We start from the raw sequence: 22,867 nt of genomic DNA, 5'->3' as shown, positions 1-22,867 counted from the left end.
ACCGGCTGGGAGAGTATCAATTAAAGCGCGACACTAGGCTGGCGGAAAGCTCTATGCTGGCGCACCCGGGCGCTCGGGAGGTTTTCGGTCTTGGGAACGATCATAGTCAAGCGGCCACTGCGGCGGCCCGCGCCTGACCTGCCCTCAGGCGACGTGGTGCTCGATCCCCCGCCGGAAAATCCGCCGCCCGCGGGCAAGAGCTGGACGCGGGTGCTGATGATCCTGCCCATGCTCGCCGGCACCGGCGGCATGGCGCTGCTGATCGGCGCCGGCCGGTCCGGTCCCCTGATGTACGTCGCCGGCGGTCTGTACGGCGTCGCGGTGCTCGGCATGATCCTGTTCCAGATCATCAGCCAGAACGGGCAGGGGCCGAGCAAACAGGAGATGATCGCGAACCGCCGCCGGTACATGCGGCGGCTGTCGCAGCTGCGCGCGCAGGTGCGGGACACGATCGACCAGCAGCGCAAGGCGATGTTCTACCGCCACCCGGACCCGTCGCGGCTGTGGTCGACGGCGCAGAGCGCGCGCGTGTGGGAACGCCGTCCCGGCGACTGGGACTTCACCGTCATCCGGATCGGCCTCGGCTCGCAGGAGCTCGCCACCCCGCTCGTGCCGCCGGAGACCAAGCCGATCGACGAGCTGGAACCGCTGTGCGCGATGGCGCTGCGGAAGTTCGTCACCACCTATTCGACGGTGCCCGACCTGCCGGTCGCGGTCGCCCTGCGCGGGTTCTCCCGGATCTACCTGACCGGCGACGACGACCGCAAGCGCGCGATGGCCCGCGCGCTGGTCGCGCAGCTGGGCACCTTCCACGCGCCGGGCGACGTGCTGACCGCGTTCTGCGTGCGCGAGCGCGAGCTGTGGGACTGGGCCAAGTGGCTGCCGCACGCGCTGCACCCGACCAAGACCGACGCGGTCGGCCAGATCCGGCTGGTGGCGCCGAGCGTGACGGCGCTGGAGGCGATGCTCGACGACGTGGTGGCCAACCGGCCGCGCTTCAACCCGGGCACACAGCCGATCGAGGGCTCCACGCACGTGGTCGTGTTCGTCGACGGCGGCGACACCGGCGGGTCCGAGCACCTGATGATCGAGGGCGGCGTCGAGGGCGTCACCGTCATCGACCTCTCCGGCGAGCCGCCGCGCCTGCTGGACGCCGCCACCCTGGTCCTGGACATCTCGCCCGACGGCAACCTGACCAGCCGCACCATGGACGGCGCCGGCAACATCGGCACCGCCGACGGGCTGGGCGTCGAGGAGATGCGCGGCCTGGTGCGCACGCTCGCGCCGCTGCGGCTGTCCGCGCTGACCGCGAGCGAGCAGCCGCTGTCCGGGTCGCTGGAGCTGACCGACCTGCTCGGCCTGGGCGACCCGTACGAGTTCGACCTGGCGAAGAGCTGGGAGACGCGGTCCAACCGGGACCGGCTCCGCGTGCCGATCGGCATCACCGCCGACGGCCGCCCGATGGAGCTGGACCTCAAGGAATCCGCGCAGGACGGCATGGGCCCGCACGGCCTGCTCGTCGGCGCCACCGGCTCGGGCAAGTCCGAGCTGCTGCGCACGCTGGTGCTGGCGCTGGCCGTCACCCACGACTCGGAGATCCTCAACTTCGTGCTGGTGGACTTCAAGGGTGGCGCCACGTTCACCAAGCTCGACCGGCTGCCGCACACCAGCGCGGTGATCACCAACCTGGCCGACGAGCTGCACCTGGTGGACCGCATGCTCGACGCGATCGGCGGCGAGCTGGTGCGCAGGCAGGAACTGCTGCGCAAGGCGGGCAACTACGGTTCGCAACGCGACTACGAAAAGGCGCGCATCGCGGGCGCCCCGCTCGACCCGCTGCCCGCGCTGCTGATCGTCGTCGACGAGTTCTCCGAGCTGCTCACCGCGCGGCCGGACTTCATCGACATGTTCGTCCAGATTGGACGCGTCGGCCGTTCGCTCGGTGTTCACCTGCTGCTCGCCTCGCAGCGGCTGGAGGAGGGCAGGCTGCGCGGGCTGGACTCGCACCTGTCCTATCGCATCGCGTTGCGGACGTTCTCGGCGATGGAGAGCCGGGTCGTGCTCGGCACGCCGGACGCGTTCCAGCTGCCCCGCTCCCCCGGCAACGGCTTCCTCAAGACCGGGGTCGACGAGCTGACCCGGTTCAAGGCCGCGTACGTGTCGGGGGTGCACCGGCGCGGCACGATCCAGCGCACCGACGACGAGGGCCGCCAGATCGACCCGGTGCAGGACTACTCGACGGCCTACCTGCGCCCGCGGCTGGCGGAGAAGCCGGTGGAGCAGCCGCAGCCCGCCGAGTCCGACGACCTGGGCGAGACGCTGATGGACGTGCTGGTGGAGCGGCTCGAAGGCCAGGGCGTGCCGGCGCACCAGGTGTGGCTGCCGCCGCTGGCGGAGCCCCCGTCGCTGGACAAGCTGCTGGAACCACTGGTGCACGACCCGCAGCGCGGGATCACGACCGGCCAGGAGCAGTACCGCGGCGCGCTGCACGCGGCGGCGGGCATCATCGACCGGCCCGCGGATCAGCGCCGCGACGTGTGCTGGCTCGACCTGTCCGGCGCGGGCGGCAACATCGCCGTCGTCGGCGGCCCGCAGAGCGGCAAGAGCACGGTGATCCGCACGATCATCGGCAGCCTCGCGCTCACCCACACCCCCGCGGAGGTGCAGTTCTTCTGCCTCGACTTCGGCGGCGGTGGATTGACCGCCATGCGCGACCTCGCCCACGTCGGCGGGGTGGCGACGCGGCGCGACGTCGACCGGGTCCGGCGCAGCATCGCCGAGGCCAGGACGCTGCTCGCCGAGCGCGAGCAGCGGTTCGCCGAGCACGGCATCGACGGCATGGCGACCTATCGCAAGCTGCTGCGCGAAGGCCGGTTCCCCGAGGACCGGTTCGGCGACCTGTTCCTGGTCATCGACGGCTGGGCCACGGTGCGCGCGGAGTTCGAGGACCTGGAACCGGGCGTGACCGAGCTGCTCAACCGTGGCCTGGCGTTCGGCATCCACGTCATCGCCAGCTCCAACCGCTGGCTGGACCTGCGGATGAACGTGCGCGACATGTTCGGCAGCCGTATCGAGCTGCGCCTCGGCGACCCGGTCGACTCGGTCATCGGCCGCCGCCAGGCCGCCGGTGTGCCGGAGCAGTCCCCGGGACGCGGCCTGTCGCCGGACGCCATGCACTTCCTGTCCGGGGTGCCCCGCATCGACGGGCAGGAGACCGCCGACGGGCTCGCCGACGGCGTCCAGCACTTGGTGGAGACCATCAGCGGCGTCTGGACCGGCAAGCCCGCCCCCAGGGTGCGCCTGCTCCCGGACGTGCTGCCGTACGCCGAGCTGCCCGCGCCGGACGAGAAGAGGGGAATCCCGATCGGGATCTCCGAGACCGACCTGCAGCCGGTCCACCTGGACTTCGTCACCGAACCCCACCTGGTCCTCTTCGGCGACGTCGAGTCCGGCAAGAGCACGTTCCTGCGGGCGCTGGCCAAGAGCATCATGGCTCGCTACACCCCCGACGAGGCCCAGATCGCGCTGATCGACTTCCGGCGCAGCATGCTCGGCCTGGTTCCGGACGAGTACTTGATCGGTTACGCGACGACGAGCGGAACCGTTCAGGAAATGACGCGTCTGACCATCGACGCGATGCAGAAACGACTTCCGGGGGGTGACATCACGCCGGAGCAGCTCCGCTCCCGCAGCTGGTGGAGCGGCCCGGAGCTGTTCATCCTGGTCGACGACTACGACCTGGTCGCACCGAACCCGCACGACAACCCGCTGACCCAGCTGCTGGAGTTCATGACGCAGGGCCGGGACATCGGGCTCCACCTGATCGTCACCCGGCGCATCGGTGGCGCCGCGCGGGCGATGTACGACCCGGTGATCGCCCGGATCCGGGACCTGGCCTCGCCGGGGATCCTGATGTCGGGCAGCCGCGAGGAGGGGCCGCTGCTGGGCAACATCAAGCCGCAGAAGCTGCCACCGGGCCGCGGCTGGTTCATCACCCGCGGCGCGGGCGCCCGGCTGGTCCAGCTCGCGCACCTGCCCGCGGATGAATAGGACAGTTTTCCACCGGGGTTGACATCGGATGGTTACCTGAGAGAGGCGGGTGCCGTCCGACCCCTACCCCCGGTCGGCACCCGCTGCCAGGCTCGTCAGGCAGCACGAGGTCAGGGAGGGACACGATGGCTATTCCCGACGAGGGCGAGGGCACCCCTCTCGCGAAGTGGGTCACCGAGGGCAAGCCGCTGAAGATGGAGCCGAACTCGTTCCGCGGGTACGGCAAGAACATCGCGACGCTGCAGAGCAACCTCCAGAGCGACATGCTGCCCGCCTCGACCTCGCTGCAGGGCGTCGGCAAGGACACGTCGATGAGCACCGGTGGCTTCCCCCCTGGCACCCAGATGGCGCAGCTGGCCGCGCGCAACGCCGGTGAGGTGGCGCAGTTCCTGCCGAACATCGGCCAGAACTGCATGGCGATCTCCTCGGTCGCCTGCATCATGGGCGACGTGTTCGAGGGCATGGACGGCGACAACGCCGAGATGCTCAACGCGATCCAGTGGGCGCTGGGCATGCCGGGCGCCAAGAGGCCGGACAACGCTCCGGCCTACCTGGATCCGAAGAACACCCTCCAGAGCCTCGCCGCCGAGCAGGACAAGAAGACCGCCGAACCGGGCGAGGACGAGCTGATCGGCTCGTACAACATGCCCGGCGTGCACGTCGAGCTCTACCGGACCGGCGACGGCGGCACCCGCAGCATCACGAGGACGGCCGACGGCATCACCGAGACCGTGACAGACAAGGACAACAACACCGTCTACACCTCGACGACCACGCCGAGCGGGCAGACGACCACCGTCAACTACCGGGACGGCAAGCCGGTCGGCAAGACCGTGACCAGCACGCAGACGGTGCAACGGGCGCGGGGGATGACCGACGAGGTCACGACGAACACCGAGTACGACGCGGACGGCGACGTCGTGAGCACCACGTACGACCACGCGGTCACCACGACGTTCCAGGACGGGACGCACACGCGGGACTACTACTCGGTCGACGACAAGGGGAACAAGTCGGAGACGCGGCACATCGGGGTGCAGGGCGATCCGGTCACCGGCCAGGACTGGACGGAGCTGGCACAGAAGCGGATGGAGGCCACGCGGCGGGCCACCGGGGGGATGTGACGCGGGATGGCGGACGAAAACGACCCGTACTTCGGGTTCAACACGAACTCGCTCGAGCCGGGCTACATGCCCGTCCCGTACGCCCCCGGCTACCAGCCACCGCAGGGCCCGCTCCTCGGCAGCAACTTCTACTACTCCGACATCGAGAACAGCCAGAACGGCCAGACCGGCGCCCAGGGCGACGACGGCGGCGGGGATGCGAGCGCTCAGGTCGACGGGGCCGACATCGAGGTCATCAACAAGTGGATCATGGGTGAGCAGCCCGGCACCACCGCCGAGCGCTCCCAGCAGTGGACCAACATCGCACAGCTGCTGCAGAACACCGCCGACACCCTGCGCGAGCAGACCCAGGCCCTCGCGGAGAACTGGGAGTCGCCAGGCGCGAAGGACGTGTTCCTGAGCAAGGTCGGCGAGACGCTGGCGTACTTGCGGGTGTGGCAGGACGCGGCGATCAAGAACTCGGTCGCGTTGTACGGCCTGTCGAACGTCATGTACGAGGCCCAGGCCGAGATGAGGAAGCTGTACCTCGAGTACTCCTACGTCGTGGGCGGGCTGCAGTACTTGGCCGACCTGCCGCCGGTCGGCACCCCGGTCGGCGTGGCGAAGGCCATGCCCCAGCGCAAGGTCGACGAGGAGAAGGAGAAGTACGACAAGGAGGCGCGTGCCCTCGCGAACCGGTACATCGGGGAGTACGCGCCATACCTCGCGAAGCTGCAGGCCGGGCGGGCGAAGGCGCTCAGCCCGCCGCTCGACGCGATCGCCCACCCCACCGCGCTGGGCCAGGACATCCCGAAGATGCCGCCGGTGGCTCCGCCGGGTGCTCCCGGCGGGACGCCACCGGGCGCGCCCGGCGCCACGCCGCCCGGCGCGACGCCACCGGGCGCGCCCAACCCGAACACCCCCAACGCCCTGACCACCCAGCCGCCCGGCACCCCACCCGGTGATCCCGCGGTCAACCCGCCCACGACCACCGCCACGCCGCCGGGGGCCACGCCGCCGGGCGCGCCCGAAGTCACCCCGCCCGGGACTCCGCCCGGCGCACCACCGGCCACGCCACCCGGCGCCACTCCGCCGGACGCGACAAGCGTGCCGCCGGCCGCCTTTGGCGGGGTGCCGCCCATGGTGACGCCGTTCGCGTTCAACGGCGGCGGGGGCAAGGTCGCGCCGAACGCGTTCTCGGCGAACACGTTGGCGCCTGGGCTGTTCGACGGCTCACGGACGCCGGCCACGACACCGCCGACGCTGGGCGACACGTCGCTGAACAAGGCTCTGGGCGCGCCACCTGGCGGTCTTCCGCCGTCGTTCAACCAGAGCAGCCTCTATCCGCCGGGGACGATCACGCCGCCGCCCGGCGGGCAGGCGCCGCAGACCCCGCAGGAGAAGGCCCCTGGCGAGAACCAGCCAGGGATCCCGTCGTACGGCTCGCAGTCGTTCACGGACCACCTGGACATGGAGGCGAAGGCCATCGCCCAAGAGGCGGCCGCCGCCACCCCGCCGCCACCATTGCCGCCGGGCACGTCCATGCCGAACACACGCGAGGTGGACAAGGCCGCACCCGCATCGGCGTTCGCCGATGGCGGCTACACCGAGCAGGCGCCTGCCTTCACGCCGCCGCCGACCACCACGCCCCCGGTGCTGAACAACAACGCCAAGCAAGCCCGGCGTGGTGGCAGCAGTGCCGAGGCGCCGGCAACCCCGCCTGGTGGGCTCGGCCTCGGCGCCCCGCCAGTGCTGTCCAATCCGCACCGCAAGCCGCCGGAGAAGACGTTCACCGAGAAGCAGCGTGAGCGCGCCAGGCGCCGTGTCCTGCCCGGAATGCCGGGAGCCGAGTTCGCGGCGAACCTCCCGGCAGGCACGAGCCCGGTGTTCGACGGGCGGCTGTCCGCCGAGGAGCGGGTCGTCACCTCCTTCGGGGAGATCCCGCTCGGCCTGCAGGGCCCGGCGCCCGTGGTCGCGGTTCCGGACCGGCACGCCAAGCCGGTCGTGCACGCCGATCAGGCCAAGCGGGTCGCCCGCAAGGACGAGAAGGCGCCCGTCACCGACGAGTCGGTCTTCGAGGTGGAAACCCCTGGTGGGCCGGTCGTCGCGGGCGGGGAGCCGGACAAGCGGTACCGGCCGGCCGAACCGTCCGCTCTGGACGGAAGGAACTGATCCGCTTTCCGGTGCGTCGGATCCACAGAAGACGTTGACCGCGTCCTCAGTGGACTGACGCACCGGAAAGCGAGTTGTACCCCTTCATGAAGAGCACCCGTATCGCCGCCTTGCCCGTTCTCGCCGCCGCCGTGCTGGCGCTGTCGGCCTGTGGTGGCGACGAGGAGCCGAGCAGCCCGGCCACCACCACCGCGGTGGCTTCGTCGTCCTCGGCGGCGCCGAGCTCGTCGGCGCAGGCGGCTCCCGCCGGTGCGGCCGAGAAGACCGCCCCGGGCACCAAGCTCAAGGTCGGCGACCGCGCGGTCATCTCGTGGGACAAGGGCACCGCGGCGGTCACCGTCACCGCCGTCGAGGCCGGTGTCAAGGCCGCGATGGAGCGCCAGTACGGCGACCGCGCCAAGGGGCTGACGCCGTACTACATCCGGTACACCGTGGAGAACGTCGACGGCGCGGACCACGCCTTCGCCTCGTCGCCGAACTTCGGCCTCGCCATGGCCGACGGCGGCCCGACCGGCGTGGTGATCACGGGCGAGCTGGGCAGCTGCACCGACGACGGCGCCCCGGAGGACTTCACGACGGCCGGCGCCAAGTACGAGGCCTGCGACCTGTCCGCCACCCAGGACGGCGCGCAGATCGCCGGAGCCGAATTCGACGACGACGAGTACAGCGACGCCCCGCTGATCTGGACCAAGTAGCCAGTCCGGGCAGCGCGGTTCGCACTCTCCTGGGGGTGAGTGCGGCCCGCGCTGCTTTGCCCGGGATCGGCAAGTCGGCAACGGAAGCAAGCCGACCATCCCAACCAGACCTCCCCCGCCCCCGATCCACAGCCGATCTTTAGTCGCCGACCAGCCGTGTCAAGGCACGCTTTCCCGCCTTGACACGGCTGCTCGGCGACTGAAACACAATCAGGCATCGGGGGCGGGGGTGGTCGGACCCAGCCACCGGGACCGGGCCGGGGAGATCGTCACCCGAAGCTACAAGGGACCGGGCGGGGAAGACCGGCAGGCGGGTCGGCCTTCCCCGCCCGGAGTCAGTACCGCCCGGGCCGTCCCAGGCGCGCTCGCTCGGCCGGCGCCGGGTCCACCCACACGTAGTGGTTGGTCTCCCCCGCGAGCACGGCCAGCATGTCGTCCCGCAGCATCTGCAACTGCTGGGTGGTCCGCTGGGCCAGCCGGAGCGCCGGGGCGAGCAGCGACGCCTCGTTGGGCGTGAGCCGCTGCATGAGCACCAGGTCCGAGCCCGGCACGGCGCCCACCCGCTCGGGCGTGAGCCGCCGGTGCAGCAGCACCCGCGTCTGCCACGCCTCGGGCTCGCTCTGCGACTGGGGCGCGTCGTGCAGGCACAGCACGGGCGCGTCGGCGCTGGCGGTGACCGCGGGCGGCGAACCCGGCGCCACCACGGCGACCCGGTCGGTGCGGCCGGTCGCCGACTGTCCCAGCTGGACCCAGTCGGCCGGGTGCTGCGAGAACACCAGCAGCCGCGCGCCGGCCCGCAACGCGCGGTACGCCATCAGCCGCGCCGCCCAGGCGCCGCCGATCAGGCTCACCGACACCGGCTCCGGGCGGAACAACGTCAGCGCCACCGGGAACCCGTTCTGGTCCCGCCCGAGCGGCAGCCCCACCGACGACGCGGACACCTGCAGCAACTCCAGAGCGGCATCAGACGCGTGGTGCGCCCCGATGCGCAGCCGCGGGATCGAGCGGTGCCGCCGGGTGCGCCAGTCGCGGTGCTCGCGTGGCGCGCCAACGACCGGACCGACGGGGCCGGGACCGGGCGGTTGCGGCGGCATCGGCGTCGGCACACCGATGGCGAGCGCGGGACGGGCGACCTCGACCGTCGTCGCGGCGGCCGCCTCGGCCGAGCCTGCCTGCTGGGTCTGCGGCGCGGGCGCCGCGACGTTGACGACGGCGGGCGCCTGCGGCATCGCGGGCGCCCCGAGCACGGCCTGACCGGGCGGCATGGGCTGGTGCTGTTGTTGCTGCTGCGCGGGCGGCGGCCCGGGCTGGGCCTGTGCCGGCGGCATGGGCCGCGGCATCGCCTGCGCCGGCGGCTGCGGCCGCGACGGTGGGTACTGTCCCGCGTTCATCGTGCACCTCCCCCGCTCGGTGCCGAAGCATACACGGCCGGGCCGTGCTGACCGTCCAAACGCGACACCCGGGCGCCGTTGCGCTCGGCCAGCTTCTTGACCAGGTCGCACACCTGCGGGTACCGCTGCGCGGTCGCGCCGACCCGGACCAGGCAGCGCAGCGTGGTCCCGTCGAACGACGGCTCCAGCAGCAGCGCGATGCTGACCAGGTCCGCGGGCAGCTCGGCCAGCGCGGCGAGCAGCCCGGTGCCGCGGTCGGGGTCGGGCCAGGACTGGATCCAGAAGCACCCGTGGGTCAGGCGCGTGGAGTGCCACGACTCCCAGGCCTCGTGCACCCGCGCCGGGCCGCCGCCGGGCAGCAGGTCGCAGGAGCGGGCGAGCGCGTCGACGACCTCGTCCGCGGTGAGCATCCGCGCCCGCAGCCCGCGCCGGCGCAGCACGCGCTCAGCGCGGCGGGTGATCTCGGCCAGCACGGCGGGCACGTCGAGACGCCCGCCCGGCGAATCGATCATGGACTCGGCGACGGCCCGCGCGTCCAGCCGCACCGCGACCCACAGTGCGCGGTCCCGCGTCCCGGGTTCGCGGCCCGGCACGGAGTGCGTGACGACCTGCATCACGACACCGGCCTGCTCGGCGTCGGCGGCGGTGCGGGCCAGCGCGGCCAGCGGCACCGGCGGGGTCGCCACGTCCGCGCCGCCGGACACCTCGAGCACGGCGAACCAGCCCGCCTCGTCGCTGCCCATGCCGAGCTTGGTCTCCCCCGGCCCGTCGATGTCCTCGACGACGAGGTCCGGCGCCAGCTCGCACAACGCGGTCAGCCGCGGGTCGTCCCGCTTCTCCCCCGAGGTGCCTCGGCGCGACCGGAAACCCATCCACAGCATCAGGCTTTCGGTCCACCAGCGGCCCTTCGAGCGGCCGAACATGCCGATGATCACCGCGAGCCCGATCACGCCGGCGGCGATCATCGCCCACAGTTCCTGCACGCCGACCGCGGCGACGACCATGAGCACGATCTCGAACGCCAGCAGCCGGGCGAGGCTCACCACACCGAGCCGCCCACGGCCACGGACCGGCCGGAACCACGCCTGCCCCCTGGCCTGGGCGCGCAGCTCGGCGGAGCCGCCGCCGCGCGCGTCGAACTGCGCGGCTGCCTGCGGCTGCTGGCCAGTCGTGATCACCTGCGGAGCCCCTTCCACCAGCCAACGATATCCCCGGACCCGGCCGTGATCACCCGGCGAAAATCCGCGGCGCGCACGGCGGTCCCGTAGCCGACCCGCACCGTACCGCACTCCGGCGCGACCGGGTTTCCCATGACCTGGCCTTTTCCGCTTCGACGCACGTCGACCGGCTGTCGGTTCCGTGCCAGCGCGTTCGGCCACTCTGTCAGGCGTAGCAGACTCCCCCTGGCTTGTCGGAGGCAACGGCAGGTGACTCCACCGCTCTTCGAGCCGGCCGATCCGGTCCGCGCGTACCTCACCGGCATCAGCCGCGCCGGCCTCCTGACCATCGAGGAGGAGGTCACGCTCGCCAAACGGATCGAGGCCGGGCTCTACGCCCAGCACCTGCTCGCGACCACGCGGGTGCTCGACCCGCAGCGGCGCGCCGACCTGCTCACGATCGCCGAGGAGGGCCGGGAGGCGAAGAACCGGCTGCTGGAGGCGAACCTGCGCCTGGTGGTGAGCATCGCCAAGCGCTACACCGGCCGCGGCATGTCGCTGCTGGACCTCATCCAGGAGGGCAACCTCGGGCTGATCCGCGCCGTGGAGAAGTACGACTACACGCCCGGTTTCAAGTTCTCCACCTACGCGACGTGGTGGATCCGGCAGGCGATCAGCCGCGCGCTGGCCGACCAGTCCCGCACCATCCGCATCCCGGTGCACCTGGCCGAGCAGGTCAACCGCGTGCTGGCCGCGCGCCGGGAACTGGCCGCGCGGCTGGGCCGGGAGCCGGGTCACGAGGACATCGCCGCGGAGCTGAGCCTGACGCCGTTCCAGGTGATCGAGCTGCTCTCCTACAACGAGGAGCCGATCAGCCTCGACCAGACCGTCGGCACGGACGGCAGCAGCGTTCTCGCGGACCTGTTGTGCCACCCGGACCGGCCCGGCGTGCCGGCGTCCTACCACGTGCTGCGCCGGGAGATCGACGAGCTGCTGTCGACGCTGAAACCGCGGGAGCAGCAGGTGATCCGGCTGCGCTGCGGCCTGGACGACGGCCGTCAGCGCACGCTCGAGGAGGTCGGCCGCGAGCTGGGCGTGACGCGGGAGCGGATCCGCCAGATCGAGCGGCGCACGCTGGGCAAGCTACGGGAGGAATCGCGCACCGCCCGGCTGCAGGCCTACGTCTCCTGAGTCCGTCGTGGACAACCGCAGTCCCGCCGTGGTCCCGCCGTACCGGAGTGGCTGACCTGCGGTTTCGATCTTCGCGGGCGGTCAGGCCGGTGCGCTCGATCCGCCAGCGCGGCGGCGCACACTCGATCGGGCAACGACCATCGAGGGGGAAGATGGGCAGGCTGACCATGGCTGACACGAGCACCCTCTGCCGGACGTGCGGGGACTCGGGTGGCTGGATCCTGGAGACCGACGTCGATCCGGTGACCGGTCTGATCACTTCGCGCGAGGCGCCGTGCCCCCGGTGCCGGCCGGCCTCGCGGAGGCAGGACGACCCCTTCGGTTTTTGACGTTTCGGGTCCATCTGTCACAGATTCCTCTTGCAGGATCGTTCAACAATCTGTACGGTCACGACACCCGAAACGAATCGGAGTTGTCATGGCCGCCGTGCTCGAGGTCGTCGACAGCGGGCCGTTGTCGACCGTGCAGGACCTGGGCCGGCCCGGGTACGCCGACATCGGCGTGACGGAGTCCGGCGCCGCTGACCGGGCCTCGCTGCGGTTGGCGAACCGCTTGGCGGGCAACGACGAAGGCGCCGCCGGGATCGAGGTGACCTTCGGCGGGTTCGCGGCGCGCGCGACCGCCGACGTGACGATCGCGGTGACCGGCGCGCCGTGCCCGATCACGATCGACCGGATGGGCGCGCCGATGAACGCGGCCGTGCGGGTCCCGGCTGGTTCAGAGTTCAGGCTGGGCTGGCCGGCGACCGGGTTGCGCAGTTACGTGGCCGTGCGGGGCGGCATCGCGGTGGAGCCGGTGCTCGGCTCCCGGGCGACTGACCTGTTGTCCGGCTTGGGCCCAGACCCGTTGCGACGCGGGGTGTTGCTGCCGTTGGGCTCGGCTGTCGCGCCGGTGTCGCCGCCGCGTTTCACGCCCGTTACGGCACCCCCGTCGGACGAGTTGGCGCTGCGGATCCTGCCCGGGCCGCGGGACGACTGGTTCACGGAGTCGGCGTTGCGGACGCTGCTGGCCCAGCCGTACGCGGTGACGTCGGAGAGCAACCGGATCGGCATTCGCTTGGAGGGCCCGGTGCTGCCGCGGGCGCGGCACGGCGAGCTGGTGAGCGAGGGCATGGTGACCGGGGCGCTGCAGGTGCCGCCGTCCGGGAAGCCGACGCTGTTCCTGGCCGACCACCCGGTGACCGGCGGCTACCCGGTGATCGCGGTGGTGGTGGCGGAGGACGTCGACAAAGCGGCACAGGCGAGGCCGGGCTTGCAGGTGCGGTTCGACCTGGCGGAGCCGGCGCGGGTTTGAGCAGGTCTGCCGCGCTCGGCGGCGGGGGTGGGTTTTTGCGGCCGGGGCCGGTTTTCGGCTGGCGGGTAGCGGCTGTTGGTGTGAGCACACGCGGAAGCCAGCGCGGGTGCGCGACTGCCAGCGCGGACGCGAGCGTCGGCAGGCCACCAAGACCGACGGTGAAACCCCTGCTACGAGAACGCAAGCCGATGGTGTTCTAATTCACCATTCCGGGTGTATACCGTTTCGTGATCGGCGCCCTGGGAATTCGGTCGCTGGTTCTGACTCCGGCCGGTGGGTCAGTTCCGGAAAGAAGAACCGAAATGCCTTCAAGGACTGAAGGAGGGGTTCACACCGTGCCCACTCGAATACGCAGGATGATCGCCATTCCGATCACCTGTGCCATCGCGACCGCCGCCCTGCTGGGGCTCACCGCGCCGGCCGGCGCGACCCAGCTCTCCACCGGCGATCGCATCGTGAACGCGGCCGCTGCGCAGGCCGGGACGCCCTACCGATCGGGCGGCGAGACCCCCAGCGGCTTCGACTGCTCAGGCCTGACGCAGTACGCCCACAAGCAGGTCGGGATCGACCTGCCGCGCACCGCCCGCGACCAGCGGGCCGCCGTGCGCAGCGTGTCCAAGTCGGACATGCGACCCGGTGACCTGGTGTTCTTCTCCAGCGGTGGCAGCGTCTACCACGTGGGGATCTACGCCGGGAACAACAAGATCTGGGCCGCCCCCGAATCCGGCGACGTGGTCCGGCTGCAGAACATCTGGACCAGTTCCTACTCCGTCGGACGGGCCTGGTAACCGCGCCCACCGACAACCGGCACAACCGAACAGGCCGCGTCCCGCGCGGCCTGTTCGGCCATTTCCGCGTGCGGCGGTTCACCCATCAGGACGAGCCGGTGATAAAGCGGCGCCGTCGCGGCCACCAGCAACCGGTGCGCGTCCACCTCTCCCGCGATTTCGCCGCGCCGACGGGCCCGCGAGACCACCACTTCGCACCGCCGGTACCGGTCCCGCCAGAACCCGCGCAACGCAGCCGCGGCTTGCGCGGACCGGAACGACGCCGCGATCAGCGCCCGCGTCACCGAAGACTCGTCCCGCAACGACTCGAAAACCTCCTGGTTGAGCGCGATGAGGTCGCCGACCAGCGAACCCGTGTCGGCCGGGACCCAGTCGTCCCCCGCGGCCGCGTCGAACACGTCCGCCAGCAGCCCGCCGACATCCCGCCACCGCCGGTAGACCGTGGCCCGGTGCACGCCCGAGCGCTCCGCCACCGCGTCGATGCTCAGCCCGTCGTACCCGGCCTCCACCAGCAGAGACGTGACGGCGTCGAGCACGAGCGCACGGGTGCGGGCGGTGCGGCCGCCGGGCCTGCGCAATCCGGTTGCGGGCGCCGAGTCGCTCATGCCATCATCTTAGCGCGACAATCGTCGCATTAGGGAGGCAGCACGTGCAGATCGACGAACTCACCGTCCCGGGCAAGGGCCCCTACGGGATCACCGCGGGCCCGGACGGCGCCGCGTGGGTCACCCTCGTCCACAGTGGCCAGATCGCGCGGATCTCCGGCGGCACAACGGTTTTCGACCTCGACCCGGGCTGCGGCCCGGCCGTGATCACCCCGGGGCCGGACGACGCGCTCTGGTTCAGCCGCCTGCACGACCACCGCATCGGCCGGATCACCACCGACGGCACGGCGACCTCCGTCGAACTCCCGCCGGAGTGCGGCCCGTACGGGATCACCGCGGGCCCGGACGGCGCGATGTGGTTCACCGAGATGAACACCGACCGCGTCGGCCGCCTCGACGACGGCGCCATCGAGGAATTTCCCCTGGGCGTCAAGGGTTCCTATCCGTCCACAATAGTCACTGGGCCGGACGGCGCGCTGTGGGTGACGCTGAACCAGGCGGACACCATCACGCGCGTCACCACCGGGGGCGCGGTCACCCACTTCGCCCTGCCCACCGAGAAGGCCGCCCCGGTCGGCATCACCGCGGACGACCAGGCGGTCTGGTTCGTCGAGATCGGCGCCGGGCAGGTCGGCCGCGTCACGCCCGACGGCGAGGTCACCGAATTCCCGCTGCCCGACCGCGAAGCGCGCCCGCACGCGATCGTCCCGGACGGCGAAAGCGGTTGCTGGTTCACCGAATGGGGCGCGAACCGCGTCGGGCACATCACCGCCGACGGCGAGTTCGACCACTACCCGCTGCCGACACCGGGCTCCGAGCCACACGGCCTGACCGTCCTGGACGGCAAGGTGTGGGTCGCGCTCGAGAACGGCAAGGTGGCCCGCCTGCGCCCGTAACACCTCACATCCACGGCCACCGCGTCGTCGGACTTCCAGCAACCATCGAGAAAGGAAGCCGATGACCACTCTTCGCTCGCGCCTGCCCGACCCCGCCCGCTACATCCCCGAAGTGGGCACGATCGCCGGCGCCACCCAGCAGGCCATCCACAACGGGGCCGTCCCGGACACCACCATCCACCTGGTGCAACTGCGCGCCGGTCAGCTGGTCGGCAGCACCTACCAAACCGTCCGGCAGACCGAGGAGCTGCGCAAAGCCGGGGAGACCGAGGAGCGCATCACCGCGGTGGCGTCGTGGCGGAACGCGCCGTACTTCACCGACGGGGAGCGGGTCGCGCTGGAGCTGACCGAGGCCGTGCTCACCCCGAACCCGTCCGGCGAGCGCGTTCCCGACGAGCTGTTCGCCAGGGCCGCCGCGCACTACGACGAGCGGGAACTGTGGACGCTCACCCTGGTGATCGCCCAGATCTGCTTCTTCGTCCCGGTCGCGCTCATCGCCAAGCCGATCCCCGGCGCGCCACCGGGTGAAAACTACAGCTGAAAAGAGGAGGGCGGCCGCACCCGCGGCCGCCCTCCCGGTACTCACACCTTCGCCGGTTCCCGGCGGCGCACCAGCTTCCGCACCAGCGGCCACGCCAGCAGCACCGCGACCAGCACGTACACGCCGATCGCGAGCGGCGAGTTCACCAGCCCGGTGAGGTCGCCGTCGCTGATCTGCAGCGCCCGCCGCATCTGCTGCTCCGCCGCCGGGCCGAGGATGACCCCGATAATCGCCGGCAGCACCGGCAACCCGAAGCGCCGCATGGCGAACCCGATCACACCGATCACGTACAGCAGGATCAGGTCGATCACCGAGCCGCTGACCGCGTAGGCCCCGACGCTGGCGAAGAACAGGATCCCGGCGTACAGGTACGGCCGCGGGATTCGCAGCAGCTTCGCCCACACCGGCGCCATCGGCAGGTTGATCAGCAGCAACAGCACCAGCCCGATGAACAGGCTCGCGATCAGCGCCCACACCAGCGCGGACTCGCGCTGGAACAGCAGCGGCCCCGGCTGGATGCCGTACTGCTGGAACGCCGCCAGCATCACCGCGGCGACCGCCGTGGTCGGCAGGCCCAGCGTCAGCATCGACACCAGCGTGCCCGCCGCCGACGCGCTCGCCGTCGACTCCGGGCCGGCGACGCCCTCGATCGCGCCCTTGCCGAACTCGTCCTGCCTGCGCGACAACCGCTTCTCGGTCACGTACGACAGGAACGTCGGGATTTCCGCGCCACCGGCGGGGATCGCGCCGAACGGGAACCCGATCACCGGCCCGCGCAGCCACGGCTTCCACGTCCGCCGCAGGTCCGACCGGGACAGCCAGGGCCGCCCCACCGGGATCGCCTCGGACTGGTTGTGCCGCAGGTGCGCGGCCACCCACAGCGACTCGCCCACGGCGAACAGGCCGACCGCGACGATCACCACGTCGATGCCGTCCGCCAGGTGCAGCGCGCCGAACGTCAGCCGCGACTGGCCGGTCATTTCGTCGAGCCCGACCAGGCCGATCGTCAGCCCGATCAGCAGCGACGCGTAGCCGCGGACGCGGGACTTGCCCAGCACCGAGGTCACCGCGACGAAGGACAGCACCATGATCGCGAAGTAGTCCGGCGCCCCGATGTCCACGGCCAGGTCGGCGATCAGCGGCGCGAGCAGCACCAGCGCGATCGTGCCGATGATGCCGCCGGTGAAGTGCCCGATCGCCGCCGCGGCCAGCGCCTGCGGGCCGCGGCCCTTGCGCGCCATGGGATTGCCCTCGATCGCGGTGACCACCGCCGCGCTCTCCCCCGGCGTGTTGAGCAGGATCGACGTCGTCGAGCCGCCGAACATGCCGCCGTAGTAGATGCCGGCGAACATGATGAACGCCGCCGTCGGGTCGAGACCGTAGGTCACCGGCAGCAGCAGTGCCACCGCCATCGCCGGGCCGATGCCCGGCAGCACGCCGATCGCGGTGCCCAGCAGGACACCGATCGCGGCGAACATCAGGTGCGACGGGGTCAGCGCGGTGCCGAAGCCCGCCCACAGGTTGGACAGGTCCATGAGCTACAGCACCCCCATCAGCGGGCCGCCGGGCAGCGGAACGCCCAGCAGCACCGTGAACACGAACCAGGTGACCAGCGAGACGCCGGCCGCGATCAGCGGATCCCGCACCAGGTGCCTGCTGCCCAACGCGTAGGCAGCACCCCAGAACATGATCGCCGACGACAGCGGGAACCCGAGCGTGTCGATCAGCGCGGCGTTCGCCAGGAACGCGCCCGACAACAACAGCACCGTGCGCCAGTCCGCGGGGGCGTCCAGGTCGACGTCCTCCCCCGCCTCCGCCTCGCCGCGGCCGCCGCGCAGCACGTCGCGCGCCAGCAGCAGCGACACGAGCAGCAGCAACGAGCCGACGAGGATCGGCACCGCCTTCGGGCCGACCGGCCCGCGCTGCGTGAAGTCGGTCGGGATGCTCAGCGCGTCGACGAGCACGAGCACGCCGACGGCGAACAGGAAGACGCAGACACCCAGCTCGGAGTGCGTGCGCCACCAGGACTTCGGCGCGGACGCCGTCTTCTCCTCGATCACGCTCATGCCAGCCCCAGCTCCTTCAGCACCGCGGCGACCCGGTCGTTCTCCGTCTTGAGGAACGCGGCGAAGTCGTCACCCGGCTGGAACGCCGGAGTCCACCCGTTGCGCTGCAACGCTTCCCGCCACTGCGGCGTGTCCTGCAGCCGCGTGAACAACCCGATGAGCCGTTCCCGGTCGCTGTCGGACAGGCCCGGCGGCGCGACGATGCCGCGCCAGTTGGTGAACGACACGTCCACACCGGACTCCTGGAGCGTCGGCGCGTCGATGCCCGGCACCCGTTGCGGGCTGGTCACCGCCAGCGCCCGCAGCGCGCCGGAGGCGATCTGGTCGCGGGTCTCGCCGATGCCGGAGACGCCGAACCCGACCTTGCCGCCCAGCACGGACGCCATCAGCTCGCCACCGCCGTCGAACGGGATGTAGTTGACCCGCGTCGGCGGGATCCCGGCCGCCTGCGCCATCAGCATCGGCGCGAGGTGGTCCGGCCCGCCGGGCGCCGAGCCGCCGCCGACCGGGACGCTGCCCGGGTCCGCGCGCCACGCCTCGACCAGCTGCTGGATCGTCTGGTACGGCGAGTCCTTGCTGACCACGACGATGTCGGCCTCTTCGGTCAGCTTCGCGATCGCGGTGGTGTCCTGCAGCGACGACGGCGACTTGTTGGTGTAGACCGACCCGACCACGCCGAGCCCCATGGACATGGCGAGCTTGCCGTTGCCGCGCTCGTTCACCAGACGGCCGAGGCCGACCGTGCCGCCCGCGCCGGGCAGGTTGAACACTTCGATGTTGCCGTTGAGCCCGGCGTCCTCGACCGCCTTCACGGCCGTGCGGGCCGTGATGTCGTAGCCGCCGCCGGGCGAGTTGGGGACCATCATCCGCAGGCCCCTGATCTGGGGCCCGGTCTCCTCGCCGCCCGCGGACACCAGCGGGGGGACGAGGAGGAGAGCCACGGCCGCGCCGAGAACGGCGAGCCAGCCCTTGCGATTCTTCATCAGCGCACCTCGTTGTGGACCTTCGTTGCCCGGCATCGTGCACCGGGGCCGCGCCGCTGTCACCCGTTAGGCACCTATCGGTCGTTGTGGTCATTGTGGTCACGGCACGATCGGGCGTCGCGGATGCGATAGTGAGGGGCGTGGGTGCGCAAGGATCGCTGGCCCGCCAGCTGCTGGGCTGGCAGCTGATCATCGTGTTCGCCCTGCTCGCGTGCGTGTTCGGCTACTCCGCCGTGCAGTCCGACCGGACGTTCACCGACACGCAGGGCCGCAAGCTGCTCGCCGTCGCCGAGCAGGTCGCGGCGACCGCCGGGGTGCGGGCGAGCCTGGCCGATCCGATCCGGCGGGACGCGCTGCCCGCCTTCGCCGAGTCCGCGCGGACCCTCTCCGGTGCGGACTCGGTGATCATCGCCGCGCCCGACGGGATCGTGCTCACCTCCCCCGACCCGAACCAGCTGCGCACGGAGCTGCCGCTGGGCGCGAGCACCGTGCTGCAGGGGCGCGCCTGGGTCGGCGAGATCTCCGGGCAGCTGGTGGCGCACGTGCCGGTGATCGGGGACGCCGGGCAGATCGTCGGGATCGTCGCGGCAGGCACCGAGACGCCTGGTTTCTTCGAGGGCGTGGCGAACTCGCCCGGCGCGGCGCTGACGATGCTGGGCATCGCGACCGTGGTCGGGGTCGCCGGGTCGCTGCTGCTCACCTGGCGCGTGAAGCGGCAGACGCTGGGCATGGAGCCGCGGGAGATCACCGCGCTGGCCGAGCACCGGGAAGCGCTGCTGCACGGCATCAAGGAGGGCGTGCTCGGCCTGGACTCCCAGCACCGGGTGACGCTCGTCAACGACCAGGCCCGCGACCTGCTGGCGCTGCCCGCGGACTGCGTCGGGCGGCCGGTCGCGGAGCTCGGGCTCAACGAGCGGCTCACCGACGTGCTCACCGGACGCGCGCACGGCGTCGACCAGATCGGCCTGCGAGCGGGGCGGGTGCTGGCGCTCAACCGGATGCCGATCGCGCGCGGCGCCGTCGTGACGCTGCGGGACCGCACCGAGCTGGCCGCGTTGCGCGAGGAGCTGGAGGCCACGTCGCGGGCCACGGACACGCTGCGGGCGCAGGCCCACGAGTTCAGCAACCGCCTGCACACCATCGCCGGGCTGATCGAGCTGGGCGAGTACGACGAGGTGCGGCACTACGTCGACCTGGTCAGCGAGGCCCAGACGAAGTGGCAGGAGGAGGTCACCGCGCACATCGCCGACTCGGCGGTCGCGGCGCTGCTCATCGCGAAGGCCAGCCTGGCCGCCGAGCGGGGCGTCGGCCTGCGGCTCGCGCCCGGGACCGGTCTGGACGATGTGGACGACCGGCTGTCGGCGGACCTGGTGACCGTGGTCGGCAACCTCGTCGACAACGCCCTGGACGCGCTGGCCGGCCGGGACGGCGACTGGATCGAGGTGGAGATCCGGCAGGACGCGGACGCGGTTTCGGTGGTGGTCCGGGACTCCGGGCCGGGGGTGGCGCCGGAGATCGCGACCGAGGTGTTCACCCACGGGTTCACCACGAAGGCCGCCGAGCACGGCGGCAGGCGCGGGCTCGGGCTGGCGCTGACGCGGCAGACCTGCCTGCGCCGCGGCGGTTCGGTGGCCGTGCACAACGCCGACGGCGCGGTGTTCACCGCCGTCCTGCCGACGCGAGCGGAGGTGTCCCGGTGATGCGGGTTCTGGTGGTGGACGACGACTTCATGGTCGCGAAGGTCCACAGTGGATACGTGTCGCGCGCGCCGGGATTCACCGTCGCCGGGGTGGCGCACACCGGGGCCGAGGCGCTGCGCGCGGCGCGGGAGCTGCACCCGGACCTGGTGCTGCTGGACATCTACCTGCCCGACGTGGACGGCCTGTCGGTGCTGCGGCAGCTGCGGGCCGACCCGGCGACGCAGGACATCGACGTCCTGATCATCACGGCCGCGCGGGACGTTGAGACCGTGCGGGGCGCCCTGCGTGGTGGCGCGCTGCACTACCTGATCAAGCCGTTCCCGTCGTCGGCGCTGCAGGCGCAGCTGGAGGAGTTCGCCACGCTGCGGCGGAAACTGCACCGGCTGGCGCAGCGCAGCACGGCCGGGCAGGAGGACGTGGACGCGGTCTTCGGGGCCCGCACGCCGAAAGCGCTGCCGAAGGGGCTGACCGAGCAGACGGCCGAGCTGGTGCGGCAGGCTCTGCAGGCCCACCCGGACGGGCTGTCGGCGAGCGAGTGCGCCGGGGTGACGGACCTGTCGAGGCCGAGCGCGCGGCGGTATCTGGAGCACTTCGTGGCCGCCGGACGGGCCGAGGTACGGCTGCGCTACGGCGGCACCGGGCGGCCGGAGAGGCAGTACCACTGGCGCGGTTGAGGTCCAGGGAACCCGCCGACGACACCCGCCACGGCGGGCGGGCCGCCTGGAGACGCAGACCGGTGGCGCGGTTTGAGCCCCCGCCGCACCCCGCCTGCTCGGCCGCGCCGTTCCGGTGCGGCAGCACCACCCGCGCGGCCAATCCCCACCCGCCTGCTCAACCACAACACACCCCCACGACCGCCCACCCACCACACCGCGACCGGCCGGGGCGGCGCTCCCACTGGCGTGGCCCACCGCGCGCTAGGGTGTCGCGCGGTGAGCACTTCCGAGGCGATTCCCGTGGTCCTGGTCGCCGGTTACCTGGGCTCGGGCAAGACGACACTGGTCAACCACCTCCTGACGCACGCCCGCGACCACCGCATCGGCGTGATCGTCAACGACTTCGGCCGCGTCAACGTGGACGCGCTGGCCGTCGCCGGGCAGGTCGACGCCATGCTGCCGATGGGCAACGGCTGCCTGTGCTGCGCGGTCGACACCGCGGGCCTGGACCGGATGCTGGAGCGGCTCGCCGAGCCGGAGCTGGGCATCGACGCGATCGTCATCGAGGCCAGCGGCCTCGCCGAGCCGCGCGACCTGGTGCGGATGCTGCTGTCCAGCGAGAACCCGCGCGTCGCCTACGGCGGGCTCGTCGAGGTGGTCGACGCGGTCGAGTTCGAGGCCAACCGGGTGCGCCACCCCGAGCTGGACGAGCACCTGCGCTTCGCCGACCTGGTGGTGCTGAACAAGACCGACCGGCGCGACGATCCCGGCCTGGTCGAGCTGGTGCGCAAGGTGAGCGACGGCCGCCCAGTGGTGCGGTCCGCGTTCGGCGCGATCGACCCCGGGCTGCTGTTCGACGCGCGGGAGCGGGGGCCGGTGGCGCGGCAGCTGTCGTTCGACGACCTGCGGCACTCCGACAGCGAGGTCCACGAGCACCTGCACGACGCCTACCGCAGCGTCGAGTTCTCGTCCGACACGCCGCTCCACCCGCGGCGCCTGCTGGCGTTCCTGACCGAGCGGCCGGCCGGGCTGTACCGGATGAAGGGGCCGGTGCGGTTCGCCGTGCCCGGCTACGACGACCGGTTCCTGCTGCAGACCGTCGGCCCGTACCTGCGGTTCCACCGGTCGCCGTGGGGTGCGGAGGCCCCGGCGACGCGGCTGGTGCTGATCGGGACCGGTCTCGACGAGGACGACCTGCTGGCACGGCTGGCGGCCTGCGCGGAACCGGCGGAGCTGCCGGAACGGGCGATCCTGCCGCTGCTCAAGTACTGCGAATAGCGACGCGGGTAACCCCACACCGCCCGGGCGCGATAGGCGAAGCAACCCGGCAAGGAGTGGTTCCCATGCGCGCATCCGCCATCCGGTGGTTCTGGCTGCTCGTGGCGCTCGCGTTCGCGGGCACCGCCGCCGCCGAGGTCTACCTGGCCGTCACCATGGGCGCGGCCTGGGCGTGGGTGCTGGCCGGGCTGCTCGTGCTCGCCTCCGCGGCCTGCGTCGCGGCGGCCTTCCGGCGGGACCGCGTCAGCCGACCGAGGGACCCGGGAATCTGAAACGCGGGGGCAGCCCCTGTCGCCGCCCCA

The 22,867-nt window shown here is 71.8% G+C and carries 19 protein-coding genes; 13 read left to right on the top strand and 6 right to left on the bottom strand.

Going from position 1 to position 22,867, the window contains the following annotated elements; genetic code table 11:
• The first annotated feature begins 90 nt into the window (after nt 1–90).
• From AMY39116_RS0305930 to AMY39116_RS0305915, 4 genes are all read left to right on the top strand, one after another.
• Entirely contained in the window at nt 91–4,050 is a 3,960-nt protein-coding gene (locus AMY39116_RS0305930; RefSeq protein WP_027935670.1) for a type VII secretion protein EccC, read from the top strand.
• A gap of 125 nt (nt 4,051–4,175) precedes the next feature.
• On the top strand, nt 4,176–5,174 hold the full coding sequence (locus AMY39116_RS0305925; protein ID WP_020416776.1) for a hypothetical protein: 999 nt from the start codon (nt 4,176–4,178) through the stop codon (nt 5,172–5,174).
• A 6-nt stretch (nt 5,175–5,180) separates the two neighbouring features.
• Nucleotides 5,181–7,325 (top strand): hypothetical protein, encoded by a 2,145-nt coding sequence (locus AMY39116_RS0305920; RefSeq protein ID WP_027935669.1) that lies wholly within the window; start codon nt 5,181–5,183, stop codon nt 7,323–7,325.
• 86 nt (nt 7,326–7,411) lie between these two features.
• Nucleotides 7,412–8,020 (top strand): hypothetical protein, encoded by a 609-nt coding sequence (locus AMY39116_RS0305915; protein ID WP_020416775.1) that lies wholly within the window; start codon nt 7,412–7,414, stop codon nt 8,018–8,020.
• A gap of 335 nt (nt 8,021–8,355) precedes the next feature.
• Here AMY39116_RS0305915 and AMY39116_RS0305910 read toward each other — a convergent pair whose 3' ends face one another.
• Nucleotides 8,356–9,411 (bottom strand): hypothetical protein, encoded by a 1,056-nt coding sequence (locus AMY39116_RS0305910; RefSeq protein WP_020416774.1) that lies wholly within the window; start codon nt 9,409–9,411, stop codon nt 8,356–8,358.
• Complete coding sequence (locus AMY39116_RS0305905; protein WP_235716065.1) at nt 9,408–10,607, bottom strand: type VII secretion protein EccE; 1,200 nt, start codon at nt 10,605–10,607, stop codon at nt 9,408–9,410. Before AMY39116_RS0305905 ends, AMY39116_RS0305910 begins: the two co-directional genes overlap by 4 nt.
• Nucleotides 10,608–10,838: 231 nt before the next feature.
• Here AMY39116_RS0305905 and AMY39116_RS0305895 point away from each other — a divergent pair, with 231 nt between their 5' ends.
• The 3 genes from AMY39116_RS0305895 (at nt 10,839) to AMY39116_RS42310 (ending at nt 13,840) form a co-directional block, all read left to right on the top strand.
• The gene (locus tag AMY39116_RS0305895) at nt 10,839–11,759 is read left to right on the top strand and encodes a sigma-70 family RNA polymerase sigma factor (protein ID WP_020416771.1); all 921 of its coding nucleotides are present in this window, start codon (nt 10,839–10,841) and stop codon (nt 11,757–11,759) included.
• A gap of 417 nt (nt 11,760–12,176) precedes the next feature.
• Entirely contained in the window at nt 12,177–13,052 is an 876-nt protein-coding gene (locus AMY39116_RS0305885; protein WP_020416769.1) for a biotin-dependent carboxyltransferase family protein, read from the top strand.
• Nucleotides 13,053–13,408: 356 nt separating this feature from the next.
• On the top strand, nt 13,409–13,840 hold the full coding sequence (locus AMY39116_RS42310) for a C40 family peptidase (RefSeq protein WP_051123479.1): 432 nt from the start codon (nt 13,409–13,411) through the stop codon (nt 13,838–13,840).
• Here AMY39116_RS42310 and AMY39116_RS42305 read toward each other — a convergent pair.
• The gene (locus tag AMY39116_RS42305) at nt 13,816–14,445 is read right to left on the bottom strand and encodes a TetR/AcrR family transcriptional regulator (protein WP_020416768.1); all 630 of its coding nucleotides are present in this window, start codon (nt 14,443–14,445) and stop codon (nt 13,816–13,818) included. The two genes, AMY39116_RS42310 and AMY39116_RS42305, sit on opposite strands and share 25 nt — an antisense overlap.
• 44 nt (nt 14,446–14,489) lie before the next feature.
• Between AMY39116_RS42305 and AMY39116_RS0305870 the strand changes: the two genes are divergently transcribed.
• Nucleotides 14,490–15,341: a virginiamycin B lyase gene (locus AMY39116_RS0305870; protein WP_020416767.1), complete on the top strand. Its 852-nt coding sequence runs from the start codon at nt 14,490–14,492 to the stop codon at nt 15,339–15,341.
• A gap of 61 nt (nt 15,342–15,402) precedes the next feature.
• Nucleotides 15,403–15,882, top strand: a complete 480-nt coding sequence (locus AMY39116_RS0305865; protein ID WP_020416766.1) for a carboxymuconolactone decarboxylase family protein — start codon at nt 15,403–15,405, stop codon at nt 15,880–15,882.
• Between the two features lie 41 nt (nt 15,883–15,923).
• Here AMY39116_RS0305865 and AMY39116_RS0305860 read toward each other — a convergent pair whose 3' ends face one another.
• From AMY39116_RS0305860 to AMY39116_RS0305850, 3 genes are read right to left on the bottom strand one after another with little or no spacing between them, the layout of a single operon-like run.
• On the bottom strand, nt 15,924–17,417 hold the full coding sequence (locus AMY39116_RS0305860) for a tripartite tricarboxylate transporter permease (protein ID WP_020416765.1): 1,494 nt from the start codon (nt 17,415–17,417) through the stop codon (nt 15,924–15,926).
• Nucleotides 17,418–17,420: 3 nt separating this feature from the next.
• A complete protein-coding gene (locus tag AMY39116_RS0305855; RefSeq protein ID WP_020416764.1) occupies nt 17,421–17,948 on the bottom strand; it encodes a tripartite tricarboxylate transporter TctB family protein in 528 nt (175 codons plus the stop codon).
• Complete coding sequence (locus tag AMY39116_RS0305850) at nt 17,945–18,931, bottom strand: tripartite tricarboxylate transporter substrate binding protein (RefSeq protein ID WP_020416763.1); 987 nt, start codon at nt 18,929–18,931, stop codon at nt 17,945–17,947. The genes AMY39116_RS0305855 and AMY39116_RS0305850 overlap by 4 nt, the downstream gene beginning before the upstream one ends.
• 140 nt (nt 18,932–19,071) lie before the next feature.
• Between AMY39116_RS0305850 and AMY39116_RS0305845 the strand changes: the two genes are divergently transcribed.
• The 4 genes from AMY39116_RS0305845 (at nt 19,072) to AMY39116_RS0305830 (ending at nt 22,837) form a co-directional block, all read left to right on the top strand.
• Nucleotides 19,072–20,631: a sensor histidine kinase gene (locus AMY39116_RS0305845; RefSeq protein ID WP_020416762.1), complete on the top strand. Its 1,560-nt coding sequence runs from the start codon at nt 19,072–19,074 to the stop codon at nt 20,629–20,631.
• Entirely contained in the window at nt 20,628–21,305 is a 678-nt protein-coding gene (locus AMY39116_RS0305840) for a response regulator (RefSeq protein ID WP_027935668.1), read from the top strand. Before AMY39116_RS0305845 ends, AMY39116_RS0305840 begins: the two co-directional genes overlap by 4 nt.
• 282 nt (nt 21,306–21,587) lie before the next feature.
• Nucleotides 21,588–22,565, top strand: coding sequence for a GTP-binding protein (locus AMY39116_RS0305835; RefSeq protein ID WP_020416760.1), 978 nt, complete (start codon nt 21,588–21,590; stop codon nt 22,563–22,565).
• A gap of 65 nt (nt 22,566–22,630) precedes the next feature.
• A complete protein-coding gene (locus tag AMY39116_RS0305830) occupies nt 22,631–22,837 on the top strand; it encodes a hypothetical protein (protein WP_020416759.1) in 207 nt (68 codons plus the stop codon).
• Nucleotides 22,838–22,867: the final 30 nt, after the last annotated feature.

The organism is Amycolatopsis sp. ATCC 39116, assembly GCF_000231075.2.
In the GTDB taxonomy this organism is placed as follows: Bacteria; Actinomycetota; Actinomycetes; order Mycobacteriales; family Pseudonocardiaceae; genus Amycolatopsis_E; species Amycolatopsis_E tucumanensis.
The sequence above is the reverse complement of the archived record's forward strand: the minus strand, read 5'-3'. Positions and strand labels throughout refer to the sequence as shown.

Bases quoted from the DNA above. Each gene is read 5' to 3' on its own strand.
- AMY39116_RS0305925 (WP_020416776.1), top strand. From the start codon at position 4,176: ATGGCTATTCCCGACGAGGGCGAGGGCACCCCTCTCGCGAAGTGGGTC.
- AMY39116_RS0305920 (WP_027935669.1), top strand. From the start codon at position 5,181: ATGGCGGACGAAAACGACCCGTACTTCGGGTTCAACACGAACTCGCTC.
- AMY39116_RS0305915 (WP_020416775.1), top strand. From the start codon at position 7,412: ATGAAGAGCACCCGTATCGCCGCCTTGCCCGTTCTCGCCGCCGCCGTG.
- AMY39116_RS0305910 (WP_020416774.1), bottom strand. From the start codon at position 9,411: ATGAACGCGGGACAGTACCCACCGTCGCGGCCGCAGCCGCCGGCGCAG.
- AMY39116_RS0305885 (WP_020416769.1), top strand. From the start codon at position 12,177: ATGGCCGCCGTGCTCGAGGTCGTCGACAGCGGGCCGTTGTCGACCGTG.
- AMY39116_RS42310 (WP_051123479.1), top strand. From the start codon at position 13,409: ATGATCGCCATTCCGATCACCTGTGCCATCGCGACCGCCGCCCTGCTG.
- AMY39116_RS42305 (WP_020416768.1), bottom strand. From the start codon at position 14,445: ATGAGCGACTCGGCGCCCGCAACCGGATTGCGCAGGCCCGGCGGCCGC.
- AMY39116_RS0305865 (WP_020416766.1), top strand. From the start codon at position 15,403: ATGACCACTCTTCGCTCGCGCCTGCCCGACCCCGCCCGCTACATCCCC.
- AMY39116_RS0305860 (WP_020416765.1), bottom strand. From the start codon at position 17,417: ATGGACCTGTCCAACCTGTGGGCGGGCTTCGGCACCGCGCTGACCCCG.
- AMY39116_RS0305855 (WP_020416764.1), bottom strand. From the start codon at position 17,948: ATGAGCGTGATCGAGGAGAAGACGGCGTCCGCGCCGAAGTCCTGGTGG.
- AMY39116_RS0305850 (WP_020416763.1), bottom strand. From the start codon at position 18,931: ATGAAGAATCGCAAGGGCTGGCTCGCCGTTCTCGGCGCGGCCGTGGCT.
- AMY39116_RS0305830 (WP_020416759.1), top strand. From the start codon at position 22,631: ATGCGCGCATCCGCCATCCGGTGGTTCTGGCTGCTCGTGGCGCTCGCG.